The following is an 18,366-nucleotide window of genomic DNA, read 5'->3' on the forward strand; positions in this document are numbered from 1 at the left end:
GTGCGCCAAGCAACAGTTTATATTGACAGTGAAGCTCTGCAATATAATTTAAATCGTGTTAAACAACTTGCCCCAACTGCTAAAATTGTGAGTATGGTCAAAGCCAATGCTTATGGACATGGAGTCAAAGATTGCTTAGCCGCCTTAAGTTCAACTGATGCCTTTGGTGTTGCTTGCCTTGAAGAAGCTTTAGAAATTCGTGAATTGGGCTACCAACAACCTATTACACTAATTGAAGGTATTTTCAGTGCCGATGAAATGGCGGTAGTGGTTGAAAATGAGATTGAAATTGTTGTTCATCATCAAGCTCAACTGGATTGGTTACGCGCACACAAAGACGCTTATATTGAAAAAAATCTTAAAGTTTGGGTCAAATTGAATAGTGGGATGAACCGTCTTGGTTTTAAAGTTCCTGAAATTATTGACATCATCCACTCACTTAAAGCTGATGGTTTTACTTGTGTTTTAGCTATGCATTTTGCCAATGCTGATGCTGAAAATCATCCCCTCAATGAACAACAAAAAAATCAGTTCTTACATGTCAAAGAAGCATGTGAGCCGATTATGGCATCTTGCTGCAATTCAGCAGCAATTTTCAAATGGTCAGAACTCAATTTTGATTTTGTACGTCCAGGCATCATGCTCTATGGTGCCTCGCCTTTTGCAGATCAATCGGTACATGACTTAGATATCAAACCTGTGATGACCTTTACAGCAGAAATTATTGCTTTAAATCATATTGAAGCGGGTGAATCTGTTGGCTATGGTTCTACTTTTGTCGCCGATCAAGCAATGGATATTGCTATTGTTTCAATTGGTTATGGTGATGGTTATCCACGCGCATTTTTAAAGCAAAATTATGTTTCTATTCAAGGTCAAGCAAGAGCTGTGATTGGGCGTGTTGCAATGGATATGATTGCAATTGATGTTACAGGGTTAAATTTACCCTTAGGTACGGTTGTTGAGCTATGGGGCAAAGATCGTTTGGTTGATGATGTTGCAGAAGCCAATGGTACAATTGGTTATGAATTATTATGCCGTATGAGCGCAAGACCTGTGCGTAAGAAAATCTAAATCTAGCGATTTTTGCGATAAAAAATCCAAGTTTAGACTTGGATTTTTATTTTCTATAACTCAGTTTCTTCAATTTCATACAATAAATGTAATAGTTTAGGTAGATCTTGTTGACTTAAGCACAAAGGAGCAAATTTTTCATAACCCTGATCTAAAAAAAATTGCTGAATCTGGCTACTTCTTTTGACATATTTCATTGACCATTGCGAAAAATGGCGCTGTTTAATTTCAGTATGTTGATATAACTTAATTTGATGATGTCTTGGGTCTTTAAATAATTTATCTAATAACATTTCAATCGTATCTTGATCGCCTTCTAGACATTGAAAGAAGTATTCATCAGCAAAATACAAGACTCCACAGATATCATGTTTAACATTGAAATGACGAGCTTCATCTAAAATATCACGTAAATCATTTAAAATTTTTAGATCATTTGATGTTGTTTTACTGGCATAACAAATTTGAAACATAAATTAATATTCTCATGAAATTTCTTATTAATTTACTGTATTCAATATTACTGCACTAAAATAGTCCTAAGTGTTGAATAATCAGACAAAATTTTGATGGATATGTAAATAATTATTTTTCCACCACACAAAAAAATGACTTATTTAACACAATATTTTAAAAACTTGTTATAGCTAAAATATTTCTACTATTGCTTAAAATGAAACTACTTAAAATAATCTTCAGTAGGTTCAGGTAAATCTTGTAAACCATTTTTTAATGTTTCTGACCATTGTCGGCTAATCTGCTGAAAATATGGATCTGCCTCTGTGATACGTTTACCTTGCGGTGTCAACAAACAGTCTTTATGGTAAATCATGGCATCTAAAGGCATCCCTACTGAAACATTTGAACGCAAAGTTGAATCAAAAGAGATCAAACAACAACGTAAGGCTTTATCCAAAGGCATATCATAAGTCAACGCCCTGTCTAAAATAGGCTTACCATATTTACTTTCACCAATTTGAAAATATGGTGTATCACTGGTTGCACAAATAAAATTACCTTGCGGATAAATATTATAAAGTTGCATTTCCTCACCTTTAATTTGCCCACCAACCAGCAAACTACAAAAATAGTTGCTTTGCTCCAAGGTATCTGAAGTGACTTCTGCAATCACTTGTCGTAGAAGCTGCCCTACTAGCCCAGCTAGTTCAAACATCGTATTTACACTATACAAATGCGGCTCTCTGCCGAGTGCTAAATGATTTTCTAAATGCCCAATGACAGCTTGTGTTGTTGCTAAATTACCTGATGTCTGAATACAAATAAAACGCTCACCAGCAACACCATATGTATACAGTTTACGAAAAACTGAAATATGGTCTACGCCAGCATTGGTTCGTGTATCGCTGATAAAAACTAGACCTTCTTTGAGTCTTAAAGCACAACAATATGTCATACAAACCTCTCTTTATTTTTTGAATATTCATGTTAAATATTTATTTTTTATACTCATTTTTTAAAACAAATATTTAACAAGCAAGCACCTGAACAATTGAATACATACTTTCAATTCCTCCCTGCTCACGTACACCTCTGACTGGGGCTACATCCCAGTAATCACGACCAATTGCAACATAAACATGTGCTTCTGGCTGAAATAATTGATTACTGACATCAATCATATGCCAGTTTCCATCTAAATAAATTTCTGCCCATGCATGACTGGCTAAATGTGATTGGTTATTTGCATACAAATACCCCGATACATAACGCGCTGGTACACCCAATGCTTTTGCCATCGCAATAAAGACATGGCTATGATCTTGGCATACACCATGCCCTGCAAAAAATGATTCTACAGCAGTATGACAAACCGTTGTAGATGCCGTTTCATAAGGCATTTTTAACAATAAAGCTGCTGCTAAACGGTGAAAATGCGACAAATTAACTTGAGGAACATAGTGTTGAGCAAATGCCAACATTTCTGTATTACACAAAGTTGTTGTGGTAGGTTGCAAAAATAACCATGGAGATAAATGATCTTGAACACCATATTGATGCTTTAAATCAATCTCAACAATACCTTGCGCCATAATCAACATCGTTTGAAATGGATCAACTTGGTTACTGGTCAACCAAAGATTAGCAAATGCATCTTTTTTCATTTTTTGAGCACCAGGCACACTAATTTCCCAAGTATGTACTTGTTGATGCGAATTAGACTGCGGCATCATTTTAATATATTGAATACTATTTTTTGCCCAGTCTGTATATTGGTAATGGGTTTGGTGATTAATCATCAATTTCATAAGCGAACCAACTCAAAAAGAGAGTCAATATGATCACTAAAATGATAATAATGTTGACTATCGGGTTGTCTTTTTAAGTCTTGCCATGCCTCTGTAACACTTACGACTCCACAACGATCTAAATGCTGGCTTAATTGATCCAAATCATGCAAAGTTTGTTCAGATGTTTGTTTAAGGCGAATTTGACGATCTAGTTGCTCCATTTTCTGCCCTAAACTAAAAAATAAAAATAGAAATTCATCTTCTTCAGCTTCTAATACATCATGACACTCGGCACAAACATCACAAATAAAACCCGCATTTCGCTCAGCTTGTTGTAATAGCTGATTGAGTTCAGCAAAAGATTTTTGTGAGATCACACCACGTAAATCATGAATATTATTCTTAGCATTTTGAAATTGTTGATGAAATGAAGCGGGTTGCTCAGGATCTAACACCAATTCATTTAAAGAACTTGCATCAAAAGCAGGTAAACAAAATGCGTGTGTATAATCTAAAGCAGTCTCATTGCAATGAAATGGAAACTGGCTACATAAATATTGTATACGATTTAAATAACGCCCTAACCAAAATATATTTTGTGCGTTGCTAGTTAATAAAATCATTTTTATCTCCTTATTTGAATACTCATCAAGCAAACTAAATGGAATATTCATCAATCACCCAAGTGTCTTTAATTCCTCCACCTTGAGAAGAATTGACCACTAAGGAACCTTGTTGCATGGCGACACGAGTTAAGCCTCCTGAAACGATTTCAACTCTTTCTGGCGATGTCAAAATAAAAGGACGTAAATCAATATGTCGTTCAGCGATTCCTTGTTGAGTTAAAGTCGGTGCAACCGATAAATCTAAAGTAGGTTGAGCGATATATGCAGATGGTGTTGCGATGAGTTTCATTCGAAACAGATCAATTTCTTGTTCTGTTGCTTGAGGTCCAATTAACATACCATAGCCACCCGAACCTTGCGCTTCTTTCACAACAAGTTGATCAAGATGACGCAGTACATAATCTAAAGCTTCAGCTTCACGGCATTGATATGTAGGTACATTTGATAAAATTGGCTTTTCGTTGAGATAATAAGTGATCATCTGATCAACATAAGGATAGATCGACTTATCATCTGCGACCCCTGTGCCAGGTGCATTTGCAATGACAACATTTTGACTTAAATAAGCGGACATTAAGCCTGCTACACCTAAAGTACTGTCCGCTCTAAAGCTTAAAGGGTCTAAAAAGCTATCATCTAAGCGCCTATAAATTACATCAACTTGTTGCTTACCACGGATCGTTTTCACATAAACCTTGTCGTTCTCTACAAAAAGATCACGTGATGTCACTAAAGGTACACCCATTTCCCTTGCTAAAAAGGCATGTTCATAATAAGCACTGTTATAGCGTCCAGGGGTTAATACAACGATTGTTGCCTGATCAACATAAGCATTTTCAGCTAAAATTTCTTTTAATAATTGTGGATAATACTCAATCCCTGCAACTTGCTGATTACAGAGTTCTGGCATAAATTTTTGGCTCATTTTTCGGCTTTCAAGCATATAAGATACACCTGATGGGGTACGTAAATTATCTTCTAAAACGAAAAATTCGCCCTGCCGATCACGAACAATATCTATCCCACTGATTTGGCTATATACATTACCATTCAAATGATTGTTCATCATTAATGGTTGATAAGCCTCATGAGCAAGTATTTGTGACTCAGGAATAATCCCTTCTTTTAAAATATTTTTCTCATGATAAATATCGGCTAAAAACAAATTCAATGCTTTGATTCTTTGCGTACAACCCGCAGAAACTTTGTTCCACTGTTGCTTCGCGATCACTCTCGGAATTAAATCAAATGGAATGGTACGCTCAATGCCAGTCTTGTCGCAATATACTGCAAAAGTAATCCCTTGATAGATAAAATGTGCTCTCGCTGTTTCATTGAGCTGTTCAAGTTGGTAAAGACTGTGCTGTGACAACCAATGTTGCATTTTTTCGGCTGTCGCAGCAGATAACACCTGATCATCTGTCATTTCATTGAAAAATACTGAATCCAGTTGTTTTAAAAGATGCGATGTATTTTCTTGCTGTTCAAATTTGTGTTGAACACTAGTTTGCTCTAAATCTTGAGAAAACTCTGTTTTGAGCGTCTGTGTTGGTAATGAAAATTGTTCAGGATCCAAATTTGTACTTATATTTTCTCGTAACATACAAACCCCTTGTTATTTAATCATTGATGTCTTTCATCATGATAAAAGCAAGATCAATGCCAAGCTAAAATGTAAAATGCGCAAATATTATTAATTCACTGATCAAAATATGACTCAATATCAGTTTTACTAAAAGTTGTTTCAAAATTTTTCTTTATAATAATCATAGATTAATATATCTATTTTAGGATATAACTTGCAGAAAGGGTTTTAATTTCCTATTGTGTATGACATTCTCATTCACTTAAACTTTCACGATTTTACTGATATCCCATATGTCGACACAAGAAAAAGAAACTTCCAATAGTCTCTACCGCCAATGGCAAATCCTTTCCCGTTTATCTACAGGAAAATGGATGGGCACACGTGAGTTACAAGAAACCTTGGAACGTGAAGGTATTGACATCAGTTTGAGAACCATCCAACGCGACCTCAATCAGATCGCGCAACGTTTTCCAATTGAAAGTAATAAAACTGTGCCGCAAGGTTGGCGTTGGCGCTCAGATGCACCGATTCAAAGCTTACCGCATATGACGAGTTCACAAGCAGTTACCTTTATGATGGTAGAAGAACATTTAAAACATCTCCTTCCACCTAGTTTAATTGCTGAAATGCATCCATGGTTTGACTTGGCAAAACGTAGCTTATCGACACAAAATAATGTACGTCAATGGGTGAATCGTGTTCGTATTGTCCCTGCAAACCAACCTGTTATTCCACCAATTGTTGAACGTCAAGCACAACAAGCAATTTACGAAGGTTTATTACAAGACAAACAAATAGAATGTGTTTATCGTGCACGTGGACATTTGGGTGAAGAAAAATCTTATATTCTTAATCCTCTCGGCTTGGTACAAAAAGGCGCAATTATTTATTTAATTTGTACTCGACATGACAAATCTGATGTACAAACCTTTGCTCTACATCGTTTTAAATCCGCAAATTTATTAGATCTTCGTGCTTTACATCCTGTTGATTTTGATATTGATACTTATATTGACTCAGGCGCGTTGGGTTTCCGTGTTGACTTTTCTAAAGCAACGGAAAATGTTGAATTAAAACTCATCATGCACGAAGATGATGCACAATATTTCACCGAAAGCCAACTCAGTAAAAATCAAAAAGTAAAAGCGTTAAGCAATCAACTTTATCAAGTGAGTGCGGTTGTACCGTTTACATCTCAGCTTGTTTGGTGGCTACGCAGTTTTGGTAAAAAATTAGTGCGTATTGAACCTGTAGAAGTCTTTAATGCTGTATATGAAATCGAATAAAGATAGAAGTCTTTATTTTAAAATGATCATTTAGCAACAAAAAAAGAGCCTTTACGGCTCTGATCATTTTTTATTTTATTTAAGTTTCTCTTTATTTTGCGCTATCTTTTTTATCTGTATTTTCATATTTTAATGATCTTTTTCATTTTTTATTTTGCACTGATTTAAAAACTCATATTGCACACATGCCTATATACAACATGAGTTATTGGAGAAAATAATCAGTTCATACAGCACGCTAACTCACCCGTATTGTATCTAATTGACTTCATCGTCATGGTGTTTCACCTCTTGTTTTGAATGTAAGTTCACTATAACAAGCGCAATCTTTTTTGAAAAATAATTAAAACAGCTTTTATTTTCACTAATTTTGTTTAGAAAATAATCCGATAATCTTATTTATTTCTATTTTATGAAATTGCATATCATCGTGCTAACAGTAACTCAACCATTTCTTTACCCCTCAGTTGCTCAACCCAAGCTTGAGGAATTGCATCAAACCCATAGTATAAACCTGCTATTCCACCTGCAACACAAGCGGTTGTATCCGTATCACGTCCCAAAGCAATTGCTGTTTTAACCACATCTTGATAAGTCGGTTGTTGTAGGGCATAGCGTGCAGACTTTAGACAGTCCACCACATAACCACTACCATTGCCCTTTTCCAACTCATCAGGACGAATATAAAATTCGAGTTGCGCTAAATCTTCAGGCTTATCCTGAAAATAATTGCGTAATTTAGCGACTGCGTCATGCCAAGCATTTTCAATATTTAAGCCATTTAAGATAGATCTTGCCCATAAACAATATAAAGCACAGCATACCTTTGCACGTAAATGTGCATGCGTAACGTGTGATTGTGCATAAGCATCTTGAATCAATTGTTCGTCCGTTCCTGTATGCAAAATTGCTAGTGGCAGAACTCGCATAAGTGAACCATTGCCATTGGCGTGCTCATCATTTTTTGCAACTTGATCTAATTGAACGCCCTGTAAATATTTTCGGATTGATTCTGCTGTTTGAACGCCGACATCAAAGACTTGAAAATCCACCGCCATATAACCGTGTTGATACCAATTACACATACGGTTCATAAAATCTTCAGGATCAAGTTTGTTTTTATATAACAAAGAATCTAATAGGCATAAAGCTTGCGCACCATCATCTGACCATGTTCCAAACGGTATGTTTGGATAGGTTTTTTGAAAATGTGATGGTGAAATCATATCAATTTTATCGTAACTCGGTAATTGTTCAGGCAAGTTAAATTCGTAAGGTACACCAACAGCATCACCAATGAGTAGTCCGTAAATTGCGCCTTTTATTTGATCTTGTTTGGTCATTTTAGTTGCCTAGATATTCTTTGATAACTTAATAGTGTCATAATGACAATATATTTTCAATGTTGATTGATATAAATTATGTTTAAATTTTAGCTCGCCAATCTAACTATAAATAATTCACGCTTATAGCAAACTTCAATAAAATAAAGGAATACGATGAAAATTGAGATATCTACCCTTTCAGAGCATTTTAAAATTCAGCCTAATGAGGCAAAGAATATTTTCGATTGTATTCAAAGTGACATGACTGATGACCCATATAGCGATGAAGCAACTTATTATTTTTTATTAAATTTTCATGTGAAAGAACTATTGGTTGAAAAAACCGAATTTGATTTTGTTTTAGACATTTGTAATTTAGGAACCACTTCATATAAATATATTTTTGATCAATTTCTAAATATTTTTCCTGAAGTTTTAACATCTTTAAATAATGGTACTGACTTTACATTAGATCTCATTGAGCAAGGTTGGGACAATTATTATCACTTTACAGTAAAGGATTATTTGTATTCGATAAAAGCTGTAAGTATCTTTGGTTCAGATGTTGGTGAAATTGAATTTGTTAAAGTTGATGAAGTTAAACGTATATTTAACACGATAAAAAATACATTTCTCGATGTAATGAAATATCATTTTAACGATGATTTTTATCAAATATATCTTGATGTAAATTCATATGACATTGATTAAAATATTCTCCTAAGTAGCATTCCTTAAAATTTCAGCCATTCCTCCTCACCTACAAGATGATTTTTATGACCAATATTGGTACTTATAATAGAAAGCAAATAGTATTTTATTCTAGGTCATTTATTTTATCTGTCTTATTCAATTAGTTCGTTATTGAGTTGTCAAAAAAATAGCCCACATTTGTGAGCTACTCCAAATCTATTTAAGTAAAAATCAATTTATCAAGCCGATTTTTTCGCTGCATGATTTTTACGAATCGTAATCATCAGCAACTGAACAGCCGCAGGCGTTACACCCGGAATACGTCCTGCTTGCCCCAAAGTTTCAGGACGAACATCTTTTAACTTCAAGGTAATTTCACGAGACAAACCTGAAACCACATCATAATCAAAATCAGCAGGAATACGCGTATCTTCCAAACGCTTCATTTGCGCAACATCTTCTTGTTGACGGTTAATATAACCCGCATATTTCACCGCAATTTCAATTTGCTCACCGACAAATGCAGTCACTTCTGAACCCGTGATTTCAGCAATTTGTGAGAAATTGATATTTGGACGTTTGAGCAAATCAATCGCATTGGTTTCCTTAGACAAGTCATCACCAGTCAAATCAACGAATTTTTTACCCAATGGATTGTTTGGTGCAGCCCAAAGATGCTGTAAACGTGCTTTTTCAGTTTCTACTGCTTCCATTTTTTCACAGTAGTTTGCCCAACGTGCATCATCCACCAAGCCCATTTCACGACCAATTGGTGTTAAACGCTGATCCGCATTGTCTTCACGGAGCATCAAACGGTATTCGGCACGTGAAGTAAACATACGGTACGGTTCTTTGGTACCCAATGTGATCAAGTCATCCACAAGAACGCCCATATACGCTTCATCACGTTTTGGTGTCCATTGCTCCTGATCCCAAGCACGGCGTGCAGCATTTAAGCCGGCAAGTAAACCTTGTGCGCCTGCTTCTTCATAGCCTGTTGTACCGTTGATTTGACCTGCAAAGTACAAGTTATTGATGGCTTTGGTTTCCAAAGAGAACTTCAATGCTTGAGGATTGAAATAATCATATTCAATCGCATAACCCGGACGCAAAATGTGCGCATTTTCCATACCACGAATCGAACGAACCAATTCAAACTGAACATCAAACGGTAAAGATGTTGAAATACCATTTGGATATAACTCGTGAGTATCCAAACCTTCAGGCTCAAGGAATACTTGATGCGAGTTTTTATCTGCAAATTTATTGATTTTATCTTCGATGGACGGGCAATAACGAGGACCCACCCCTTCAATCACACCTGTATACATTGGTGAACGATCTAAACCACCACGAATGATGTCATGGGTACGCTCATTGGTATGGGTAATATAGCAATTCACTTGTTCAGGATGCATTGATGCATCGCCCATGAATGACATGGTTGGCGATGGGAAATCACCCGGTTGTGGCATCATCACAGAAAAATCAACTGAACGCGCATCAATACGTGGCGGTGTACCTGTTTTTAAACGACCAACAGGAAGATTTAACTCACGTAAACGCGCTGCCAATGAAATAGATGGCGGATCACCCGCACGACCACCTGACGAATTATTCAAACCAACGTGAATGACACCACCAAGGAATGTACCTGTGGTCAATACAACGGTTTTCGCATCGAAGCGAATACCCATTTGAGTAACCACACCTTTTACGGTATCGCCTTCAACCAATAAGTCGTCAGCAGCTTGTTGGAAAATATCCAAATTTGCTTGGTTTTCTAAGGTATGACGAATTGCAGCTTTATAACGGATACGATCAGCTTGCGCACGTGTTGCACGAACTGCTGCACCTTTACGTGAGTTTAAAATACGGAATTGGATACCGCCTTTATCGGCAGCTAATGCCATTGCGCCACCTAAGGCATCAATTTCACGTACAAGGTGAGATTTACCAATACCACCAATGGCTGGGTTACAGCTCATCTGCCCTAAAGTCTCAATGTTATGAGTAAGGAGTAAAGTCTGTCGACCCATACGTGCCGCAGCAAGTGCCGCTTCCGTACCTGCGTGACCGCCGCCGATAACAATGACATCGTAAACTTTAGGATAATGCATAGTGATAATTGAGAGAAAATAAAATGACGTAAAATTATAGCAAAAATTTGGTTTCAGTATTAGGCAGTTTTACAAAATTATTTGCATTAGACCGTTAGGAAATATTACACAACTTGACACTTTGTTGCACTATTCACATATAAATGAAATTTAAATTATTCAAAACTTGATTAGGATAAAAAACACTCAAGCAATATTTGTTTTGAAGATTCACTTTATATAAAGGAAAACGATTATGAAAAATACGATCTCTAAAGTGATTGCAACATCATTACTAAGCTGCCTCGCTTTTTCTTTTGCACATGCAGCAGATGAAAACGCAAGTAAGGCTGAAGTCAACAAACAGATTCAAGTATGTAAAAATAAAAAGCAAGGAGATTGGGTTGTTTATGCCAATAAAGGTGTAACTTATAATGGTAGTTGTGAACCAAATGCAAATGGTAAATTGCAATTTACATTCCCTGCACCAGCAGGTGGCAACAGCGCAGCAGCAATTGAGCCTGCCGCAGCAAGCACTCCTGCTCTAGAACAAGTACCTGCAGCAACTGCTGATGCACCTGCCGCAGTCAACGAAGCACCGCAAGCCACTCAACAATCAAGCGAGCAACCGACTGAAGCAGCACCTGCAATTCAATAATTCTCTTTCTATTTTATAAGCGATTAACGTTATAAGTTGATCGCTTTTTTATATAAGCTATAAACCCATATAAAATTAATACTTTAAATTTAAATGAATTACGATCTCATGGATATTCATTTTTCATATCCACAGCACATTTTTTACACTATATTAAAGAAGCTTTAGTAAAAAGCGCTATATGACAAATAAACCAAAATAACAAAGGGATACATTATGGATTCAGGGATTATCACCATTATGTTACCTCTTGCCCTTGCCATTATTATGATTGGCTTAGGGCTTGAGCTTACTCCAAAAGATTTTGCACGAGTGACTAAACACCCTAAAGCTGTGGTCATCGCTTTATTTTGTCAACTCGTACTCCTTGTTGGTATTGCTTTTATTCTTTGTAAAATTCTCGCTTTACCGCCATTACTTGCTGTAGGTCTGATGCTGCTTGCTGCTTCACCTGGTGGCAGTACAGCAAACTTATTTAGCTATTTATTTAAAGGTGATATTGCTCTAAATATCACGCTGACTGCGATTAACTCAGTGATTGCTGCACTCACATTGCCTTTAATTGTGAATTTTTCGATTCAATATTTTATGAATGATGCTCAGCAAATCAGCATGCAGTTCAGTAAAATAATGCAAGTTTTTGCCATTATTCTCATTCCTGTTGCTATAGGAATGACAATTCGACGATATGCTCCTCATTTTAGTGAAAAGCTGAATAAGCCTTTACGAATTTTTTCAGTTGTATTTTTAGTTTTGATTATTATAGGAGCCATCGCTAAAGAGCGTGCGCACATTGTGGAATATATCGCGCAAGTGGGAATTGCAACGATTATTTTCTGTATTTGCAGCCTATTCATTGGTTATTTTGTCCCACGTTTTTTAGGAATTAGTAGTGCTCAAGCACGTGCTTGCGCCTTTGAAATTGGCATTCATAATAGTACTTTAGCCATGACCATTGCATTGACTGTCATGAATAACACGACCGTTGCTATGCCAGCAGCCGTCTATTCAATTTTTATGTATTTTTTCGCAGCTATTTTTGGCATGCTCATTTCACGTTTAGCAAGCAATCAATCTGTCCCCACACATTCCTCCATCTCAAAGCTATAATTCTATTTTTAAAATGGACGTTCAACACTAGCGTCCATTTTTTAATTTGATACAGCACAAATGCATGGTTTCCGCTACAATAACGCTTTTAAGAAAAGTATTAGGTCTTTGCCGTGAAGTGGTTACAAATTCATATTACAGTTGAGCAAGCTCAAGTTGATTTTACAGAAACATTATTAAGTTCACTTGGCGCTGTAAGCGTTACCCTTGACGATGCTGAAAACCAAGACCTACTTGAACCACTACCAGGTGAAACACCACTCTGGAACAAAGTGATTGTTACAGGCATTTATGCTCAAGAAGATGATGAAGAAATTGATGTCGCAGCTTTAGAAACTTTTATCCGTACACAACTGCCAACTGAACCGATGCGTAGTGAATTCTTAGAAGATCAAGAATGGGAACGTACATGGATGGATGCATATGAACCTATTCAAATTGCTGAAAAATATTGGATCGTGCCTGAATGGATGGAAGCCCCTGAAGCAGATGCAGTTAATATTAAACTCGATCCAGGTTTAGCGTTTGGTACAGGCAACCATGCTTCTACATTTTTATGCTTACAATGGTTAGGCAAAATAGATGTTAAAGACAAGATCGTCATTGACTATGGTTGTGGTTCAGGCATTTTAGGTGTTGCGGCTCTTTTGCTTGGTGCAAAAAAAGTTTATGCAACTGATATTGACCCACAAGCTGTTTTAGCCACTCAACAAAATGCTGAGTTAAATGGTGTACTGGAAAATCTTTATGTTGGTTTACCTGAAGAGTTCAACTTAGAACTTGCTGACCAAAAAGCAGATGTATTTGTAGCCAATATTCTAGCAGGACCACTGATGATGCTTGCAGAAGAATTCTCAACTTTAATTAAATCTGAGGGCGAGTTCGCACTTGCAGGTGTAATTGAAGAGCAAGTAGCTGATGTTTCTAATGTTTATTCTCAATTTTTTGATATAGTAGAAGTCGAAAAACGTGATGAAAATTGGTGTCGTATTTCTGGAAAGCGCCATCAGATTTAAACAAATAAAAATGATGAGCTTATGAGTGATAAACAGACCCGCTGCCCAAATTGTTTAACTTTATATAAAGTTTCTGTAACTCAACTTACAGCCGCACAAGGTATGGTCTGTTGTCCTAAATGCACAACACAATTCAATGCACTGCTCCATTTATTTGAATCCTCTACAATTTCTGATGAGCATGAAAACCACCACCCATTATCTTATCGAAATCATCGATCAAAGCCACATGTTCATTTGCCTAAACTAAATACTGAACAAAACACGATTAATGACTTTTTTAGCCGTAAAATTGAAAATTCTAATATTGATCTAAGAACCTATTTAAATACGCTTAATTTTGTTGATGATAGCGCCTCGCAAACTTTCCCTGCTCTACATTTAGCGACGCATCACAACCATAAGCCACATCGGGAAATTCAAAAAACGCGACTTTATTATATGATGTGGACTTTAATTAATATTGCGTTAGTTTCAATTTTGAGTTTCCAAATCCTCTGGTTTAACCCGAATTTACTAGACCGTTATCCTGTATTAAATACGTTATTTACTCAAACTTGCTCATTACTACGTTGTGAAACTATTGATCAACGTTACAAACAAATTTTGGTACAAAACTTAAAAGTAAAAGCACTCGAGAGCAATAAAACACAATTTTCTGGACAATTACTCAATCAATTTTCAAAAAGTTTAGAGCTACCCTTAATAAAGGTTTCTTTATATAAAGAAGGGCAAGTGACAAAAATCTATACCGTTTCAGCGCATGAATATCTGATTGAGAGCTTAACAGGGATTAAACGTATTCCTCAAAATAGCCCATATACCTTTAAATTTGAGCTACCAATTGACAAAAAATCCTTTGACAACTGGAAATTAGAAATAATTCACCCCTAATATTGAAAAAAACTATAAAAAAATTAAAAAAAATGTAGTTTTCTTGCTCACTTTTTCTTAGACAATGGTATCATACGCGCCACGAAAGCTTTGTACCACAAACTCCTCGCAATTTTTCACAACAAATACAGTCTTGACCATGTGCTTAATCTCTCATTTTGCGCATAAGGGATTATTTTTGTTTTAAAGCGATCTGTAACAAATATTAATGTATTGTTACGCTTATTTTTCGCTCAATTGTGTAAGTTGTGGCAAGCTAATTGTTCTTGTTTTAGAGCCAACCGTTTTAGGATCTAAAACGGAGCTCGATATTTTTTTAGACCACATTTATATTACTTTACCCAAGTAGTATCTGATTTTCGGATTAACTCGCATGAATAGCAAATCTCCTATTTTTACTGCACAATCTGATGTCGCTCTTCGTATTCACGTAGATCGCGCAGTTCGCCACTATTTTGCACAATTGCAAGGTGAGCAACCATCTCAAGTGTATGACATGGTGCTAGCAGAAATGGAGAAACCTCTTTTATCTGTAGTTCTAGAATATACACGCGGAAATCAAACTCGCGCTGCTGAAATTCTTGGACTCAATCGTGGCACTTTACGTAAAAAGTTAAAAGCTCACGGTTTAATGAGTGAATAAATGATAAAATGCTCACGGCTTACGTGGGCATTTTTTTTACCTACATTCTGCCTATTTGTTAAATCTCTAGACTTTAAAAACTGTTGACGAAGATCATGACTATTAAACGCGCTTTAATCTCTGTTTCAGATAAAACTGGAATCGTTGAATTTGCCCAAAATCTTGCTGCTCTAGGGGTAGAAATTTTATCTACTGGCGGTACATATAAGTTGCTCAAAGACAATAATGTTGCCGTAGTTGAAGTTTCAGAGCATACAGGATTCCCAGAGATGATGGACGGTCGTGTAAAAACGTTACACCCGAAAATTCATGGTGGTATCTTGGCTCGCCGTGGCTTAGATGAAGCTGTGATGGCTGAACACAACATTGATGCGATTGATCTTGTTGTTGTTAACCTTTATCCATTCGCTGCAACTGTTGCAAAACCGAACTGTTCACTTGCTGATGCGATTGAAAATATCGATATCGGCGGTCCAACGATGGTTCGTGCTGCTGCGAAAAACCATGCTTCTGTAGGCATCATCGTTAATGCTGCTGACTATGCAACTGTTGTTGCTGAGTTAAAAGCGGATGGCGCTTTATCTTATGCAACTCGTTTTGACTTAGCTGTTAAAGCGTTTGAACATACTGCGCAATACGACGGTATGATTGCGTCTTACTTAGGCGCACGTGTTGGCAAGGAAGAAGGCGAAGCAGATAAATTTGCTCGTACTTTCAATACACAATTAAACAAAGCGCAAGATTTACGTTACGGTGAAAACCCGCACCAATCTGCTGCTTTCTATGTAGAAGACACCGCAACTGAAGCATCTGTTTCTACTGCTAAACAGTTACAAGGTAAAGAATTATCTTATAACAATATTGCAGATACAGACGCAGCACTTGAGTGTGTTAAATCATTTGCAAAACCTGCTTGTGTCATTGTGAAACACGCAAACCCATGTGGTGTTGCTGTTTCTCTTGATGGTATTGCAGCAGCTTATGACCTTGCTTATGCAACAGATCCTGAGTCTGCATTTGGTGGCATCATTGCATTCAACCGAGAGCTAGATGTTGCAACTGCGCAAGCGATTGTAGACCGTCAATTCGTTGAAGTGATCATTGCACCAAGTATTGCTGATGGCGTACTTGAAGTGACTGGCGCGAAGAAAAACGTGCGTGTACTTGTATGTGGCGAACTTCCTGCAATTGATGCTCGTCAAGCGCAACTTGACTATAAACGTGTGAATGGCGGTTTATTGGTTCAAGACCAAGACTTAGGCATGATCACCAAAGATGACTTAAAAGTTGTGACCAAACGTGCACCAACTGAACAAGAAATCGATGACATGATCTTTGCTTGGAAAATTGCGAAATACGTTAAATCGAATGCAATTGTGTATGCTAAAAACCGTCAAACCATTGGTGTAGGCGCAGGTCAAATGAGCCGTGTAAACTCTGCTCGTATTGCTGCGATCAAAGCTGAACATGCTGGTTTAGTGGTTGAAGGTGCGGTAATGGCATCTGATGCATTCTTCCCATTCCGTGATGGTATTGATAATGCTGCGAAAGCAGGCATCAAATGCATCATTCAACCGGGTGGTTCTATGCGTGATGAAGAAACAATTGCTGCTGCTGATGAAGCAGGTATTGCGATGGTCTTCACTGGCATGCGTCATTTCCGTCACTAATTGACGAATGAAGATTCATTTTATTTTTTGAATCCTCCTAACCCTCCTTTTTTAAAGGGGGGTTTTCTACATCATAGTAGAACATTTAGGAAGATTCTATTTCTCAAGGATTTTAATGATGAATATTTTAGTTTTAGGTAGTGGTGGTCGTGAACATGCACTTGCATGGAAAATCGCACAAGATGAAAAAGTTGCAAAAGTATTTGTAGCACCTGGGAATGCAGGTTCAGCAACTGAAAACAAATGTGAAAATGTCGCACTTGATATTTTAGACAATGCTGCAATTATCGACTTTGCAAAAAACAATGCGGTTGATTTAGTCATTGTCGGTCCTGAAGCACCGCTTGTAAATGGTGTAGTGGATGCAGGTCGCGCAGCAGGTCTTAAAATTTGGGGACCAACTCAATTTGCTGCACAGCTTGAAGGCTCTAAAGCATTTGCCAAGCATTTCCTTAAACGCCACAACATTCCAACTGCTTTCTATGATGTATTTACAGAAGTAGATGCGGCGAAAGCTTTTGTTGAAAAAAATGGTGCGCCAATTGTCATCAAGGCGGATGGTCTTGCTGCAGGTAAAGGCGTGATCGTGGCAATGACCAATCAAGAAGCATTTGATGCGATTGATGACATGCTTGCAGGCAATAAATTTGGTGATGCAGGTTCTCGTGTAGTCATCGAAGAGTTCCTTGCAGGTGAAGAAGCCTCTTTCATTTGTATGATTGATGGTGAAAACATCTTGCCTATGGCAACTTCACAAGACCACAAACGTATTTTTGAAGGTGACCAAGGTCCAAATACTGGCGGTATGGGTGCTTATTCTCCTGCGCCTGTTGTAACCGCGGATGTGTTTGAAAAAACCATGCGTGAAGTGATGCGTCCAACTGTTGATGGTATGAAGGCAGATGGTCACACATACACAGGTTTTCTGTATGCAGGCTTAATGATTGATGAACAAGGTCAGCCAAAAGTGATCGAGTTCAACTGTCGTTTTGGTGATCCTGAAACTCAACCGATTATGATGCGCTTAAAATCATCACTGGTTGATTTAGTGGAAGCAGGTATTGCGGGTAACCTACCTGCGGAAGCTGACTGGGATGAACGCAAAACTGTTGGTATCGTTTTAGCATCTAAAGGCTACCCTGAAACCTCTAGCAATGGTGATGTAATTTCAGGTTTAGACACTGAAATGACTGACGCTAAAGTGTTTCATGCAGGCACTAAAGCCAATGAAAATGGTGAAATCGTAACTGCGGGTGGTCGTGTACTTTGCGTGACTGCACTTGGTAATACGATTGGTGAAGCACAGGCAAAAGCTTTGGAACTTTGTGAAAAAGTGACCTTTGATGGTGTGCAATACCGTAAAGATATTGGTTACCGTGCGATTGCTCGTGAAAATGCATAATCTCATTTAAGTCATAAAAAACCCGCTTGATGC

Annotated in this window: 16 protein-coding genes and 1 pseudogene; 10 read left to right on the forward strand and 7 right to left on the reverse strand. The window is 37.2% G+C overall.

All coding sequences use genetic code 11. From position 1 onward, the window contains the following. Nucleotides 1-1,074, forward strand: coding sequence for an alanine racemase (gene alr / locus C9E89_RS06180; RefSeq protein WP_107007387.1), 1,074 nt, complete (start codon nt 1-3; stop codon nt 1,072-1,074). 53 nt (nt 1,075-1,127) lie between these two features. Here alr and C9E89_RS06185 read toward each other — a convergent pair whose 3' ends face one another. The 5 genes from C9E89_RS06185 to C9E89_RS06205 form a co-directional block, all read right to left on the reverse strand. Next, nucleotides 1,128-1,547 (reverse strand): BLUF domain-containing protein, encoded by a 420-nt coding sequence (locus C9E89_RS06185; protein WP_107007388.1) that lies wholly within the window; start codon nt 1,545-1,547, stop codon nt 1,128-1,130. Nucleotides 1,548-1,753: 206 nt separating this feature from the next. Further along, the gene (locus C9E89_RS06190) at nt 1,754-2,488 is read right to left on the reverse strand and encodes a proteasome-type protease (RefSeq protein WP_107007389.1); all 735 of its coding nucleotides are present in this window, start codon (nt 2,486-2,488) and stop codon (nt 1,754-1,756) included. Between the two features lie 73 nt (nt 2,489-2,561). Continuing rightward, the gene (locus C9E89_RS06195) at nt 2,562-3,341 is read right to left on the reverse strand and encodes a transglutaminase family protein (RefSeq protein ID WP_107007390.1); all 780 of its coding nucleotides are present in this window, start codon (nt 3,339-3,341) and stop codon (nt 2,562-2,564) included. Then, nucleotides 3,338-3,946: an alpha-E domain-containing protein gene (locus C9E89_RS06200; protein WP_107007391.1), complete on the reverse strand. Its 609-nt coding sequence runs from the start codon at nt 3,944-3,946 to the stop codon at nt 3,338-3,340. Before C9E89_RS06200 ends, C9E89_RS06195 begins: the two co-directional genes overlap by 4 nt. A 34-nt stretch (nt 3,947-3,980) precedes the next feature. Continuing rightward, the gene (locus tag C9E89_RS06205) at nt 3,981-5,552 is read right to left on the reverse strand and encodes a circularly permuted type 2 ATP-grasp protein (RefSeq protein WP_107007392.1); all 1,572 of its coding nucleotides are present in this window, start codon (nt 5,550-5,552) and stop codon (nt 3,981-3,983) included. Between the two features lie 275 nt (nt 5,553-5,827). Between C9E89_RS06205 and C9E89_RS06210 the strand changes: the two genes are divergently transcribed. After that, nucleotides 5,828-6,823, forward strand: coding sequence for a helix-turn-helix transcriptional regulator (locus C9E89_RS06210; protein ID WP_107007393.1), 996 nt, complete (start codon nt 5,828-5,830; stop codon nt 6,821-6,823). A gap of 425 nt (nt 6,824-7,248) precedes the next feature. On the opposite strand, the gene C9E89_RS06215 is transcribed toward C9E89_RS06210, so the two are convergent. Next, a complete protein-coding gene (locus tag C9E89_RS06215) occupies nt 7,249-8,166 on the reverse strand; it encodes an ADP-ribosylglycohydrolase family protein (protein ID WP_107007394.1) in 918 nt (305 codons plus the stop codon). Between the two features lie 156 nt (nt 8,167-8,322). Here C9E89_RS06215 and C9E89_RS06220 point away from each other — a divergent pair, with 156 nt between their 5' ends. Beyond that, the gene (locus C9E89_RS06220) at nt 8,323-8,859 is read left to right on the forward strand and encodes a hypothetical protein (protein ID WP_107007395.1); all 537 of its coding nucleotides are present in this window, start codon (nt 8,323-8,325) and stop codon (nt 8,857-8,859) included. Between the two features lie 221 nt (nt 8,860-9,080). Here the strand turns inward: C9E89_RS06220 and mnmG are convergent, their stop codons facing one another. After that, nucleotides 9,081-10,961 (reverse strand): tRNA uridine-5-carboxymethylaminomethyl(34) synthesis enzyme MnmG, encoded by a 1,881-nt coding sequence (gene mnmG, locus C9E89_RS06225; RefSeq protein ID WP_107007396.1) that lies wholly within the window; start codon nt 10,959-10,961, stop codon nt 9,081-9,083. A gap of 235 nt (nt 10,962-11,196) precedes the next feature. On the opposite strand from mnmG, the pseudogene C9E89_RS24085 reads away from it, so the two are divergent. From C9E89_RS24085 to purD, 7 genes and pseudogenes are all read left to right on the forward strand, one after another. After that, nucleotides 11,197-11,430: pseudogene (locus tag C9E89_RS24085) on the forward strand (hypothetical protein); the annotation flags it as partial. A 384-nt stretch (nt 11,431-11,814) separates the two neighbouring features. After that, nucleotides 11,815-12,708 (forward strand): bile acid:sodium symporter family protein, encoded by an 894-nt coding sequence (locus C9E89_RS06235; RefSeq protein ID WP_107007398.1) that lies wholly within the window; start codon nt 11,815-11,817, stop codon nt 12,706-12,708. Nucleotides 12,709-12,821: 113 nt separating this feature from the next. Further along, entirely contained in the window at nt 12,822-13,724 is a 903-nt protein-coding gene (gene prmA, locus C9E89_RS06240; RefSeq protein ID WP_107007399.1) for a 50S ribosomal protein L11 methyltransferase, read from the forward strand. Nucleotides 13,725-13,745: 21 nt separating this feature from the next. Then, complete coding sequence (locus C9E89_RS06245; protein WP_107007400.1) at nt 13,746-14,618, forward strand: DUF3426 domain-containing protein; 873 nt, start codon at nt 13,746-13,748, stop codon at nt 14,616-14,618. Nucleotides 14,619-14,991: 373 nt separating this feature from the next. Continuing rightward, on the forward strand, nt 14,992-15,261 hold the full coding sequence (fis, locus tag C9E89_RS06250) for a DNA-binding transcriptional regulator Fis (RefSeq protein ID WP_001086304.1): 270 nt from the start codon (nt 14,992-14,994) through the stop codon (nt 15,259-15,261). Nucleotides 15,262-15,356: 95 nt separating this feature from the next. Then, nucleotides 15,357-16,931, forward strand: a complete 1,575-nt coding sequence (gene purH, locus C9E89_RS06255) for a bifunctional phosphoribosylaminoimidazolecarboxamide formyltransferase/IMP cyclohydrolase (protein WP_107007401.1) — start codon at nt 15,357-15,359, stop codon at nt 16,929-16,931. 118 nt (nt 16,932-17,049) lie between these two features. Beyond that, nucleotides 17,050-18,333, forward strand: a complete 1,284-nt coding sequence (purD, locus tag C9E89_RS06260; RefSeq protein ID WP_107007402.1) for a phosphoribosylamine--glycine ligase — start codon at nt 17,050-17,052, stop codon at nt 18,331-18,333. Nucleotides 18,334-18,366: the final 33 nt, after the last annotated feature.

This window comes from Acinetobacter sichuanensis, from assembly GCF_003024515.2.
GTDB classification, from domain to species: Bacteria; Pseudomonadota; Gammaproteobacteria; order Pseudomonadales; family Moraxellaceae; genus Acinetobacter; species Acinetobacter sichuanensis.

What these genes read in the sequence shown, in the direction of transcription:
- C9E89_RS06210 (WP_107007393.1), top strand. Translation starts at nt 5,828, where the DNA reads ATGTCGACACAAGAAAAAGAAACTTCCAATAGTCTCTACCGCCAATGG.
- purD (WP_107007402.1), top strand. Translation starts at nt 17,050, where the DNA reads ATGAATATTTTAGTTTTAGGTAGTGGTGGTCGTGAACATGCACTTGCA.
- C9E89_RS06190 (WP_107007389.1), bottom strand. Translation starts at nt 2,488, where the DNA reads ATGACATATTGTTGTGCTTTAAGACTCAAAGAAGGTCTAGTTTTTATC.
- C9E89_RS06220 (WP_107007395.1), top strand. Translation starts at nt 8,323, where the DNA reads ATGAAAATTGAGATATCTACCCTTTCAGAGCATTTTAAAATTCAGCCT.
- C9E89_RS06195 (WP_107007390.1), bottom strand. Translation starts at nt 3,341, where the DNA reads ATGAAATTGATGATTAATCACCAAACCCATTACCAATATACAGACTGG.
- purH (WP_107007401.1), top strand. Translation starts at nt 15,357, where the DNA reads ATGACTATTAAACGCGCTTTAATCTCTGTTTCAGATAAAACTGGAATC.
- C9E89_RS06200 (WP_107007391.1), bottom strand. Translation starts at nt 3,946, where the DNA reads ATGATTTTATTAACTAGCAACGCACAAAATATATTTTGGTTAGGGCGT.
- C9E89_RS06185 (WP_107007388.1), bottom strand. Translation starts at nt 1,547, where the DNA reads ATGTTTCAAATTTGTTATGCCAGTAAAACAACATCAAATGATCTAAAA.
- C9E89_RS06235 (WP_107007398.1), top strand. Translation starts at nt 11,815, where the DNA reads ATGGATTCAGGGATTATCACCATTATGTTACCTCTTGCCCTTGCCATT.
- mnmG (WP_107007396.1), bottom strand. Translation starts at nt 10,961, where the DNA reads ATGCATTATCCTAAAGTTTACGATGTCATTGTTATCGGCGGCGGTCAC.
- C9E89_RS06245 (WP_107007400.1), top strand. Translation starts at nt 13,746, where the DNA reads ATGAGTGATAAACAGACCCGCTGCCCAAATTGTTTAACTTTATATAAA.
- C9E89_RS06215 (WP_107007394.1), bottom strand. Translation starts at nt 8,166, where the DNA reads ATGACCAAACAAGATCAAATAAAAGGCGCAATTTACGGACTACTCATT.
- C9E89_RS06205 (WP_107007392.1), bottom strand. Translation starts at nt 5,552, where the DNA reads ATGTTACGAGAAAATATAAGTACAAATTTGGATCCTGAACAATTTTCA.
- fis (WP_001086304.1), top strand. Translation starts at nt 14,992, where the DNA reads ATGAATAGCAAATCTCCTATTTTTACTGCACAATCTGATGTCGCTCTT.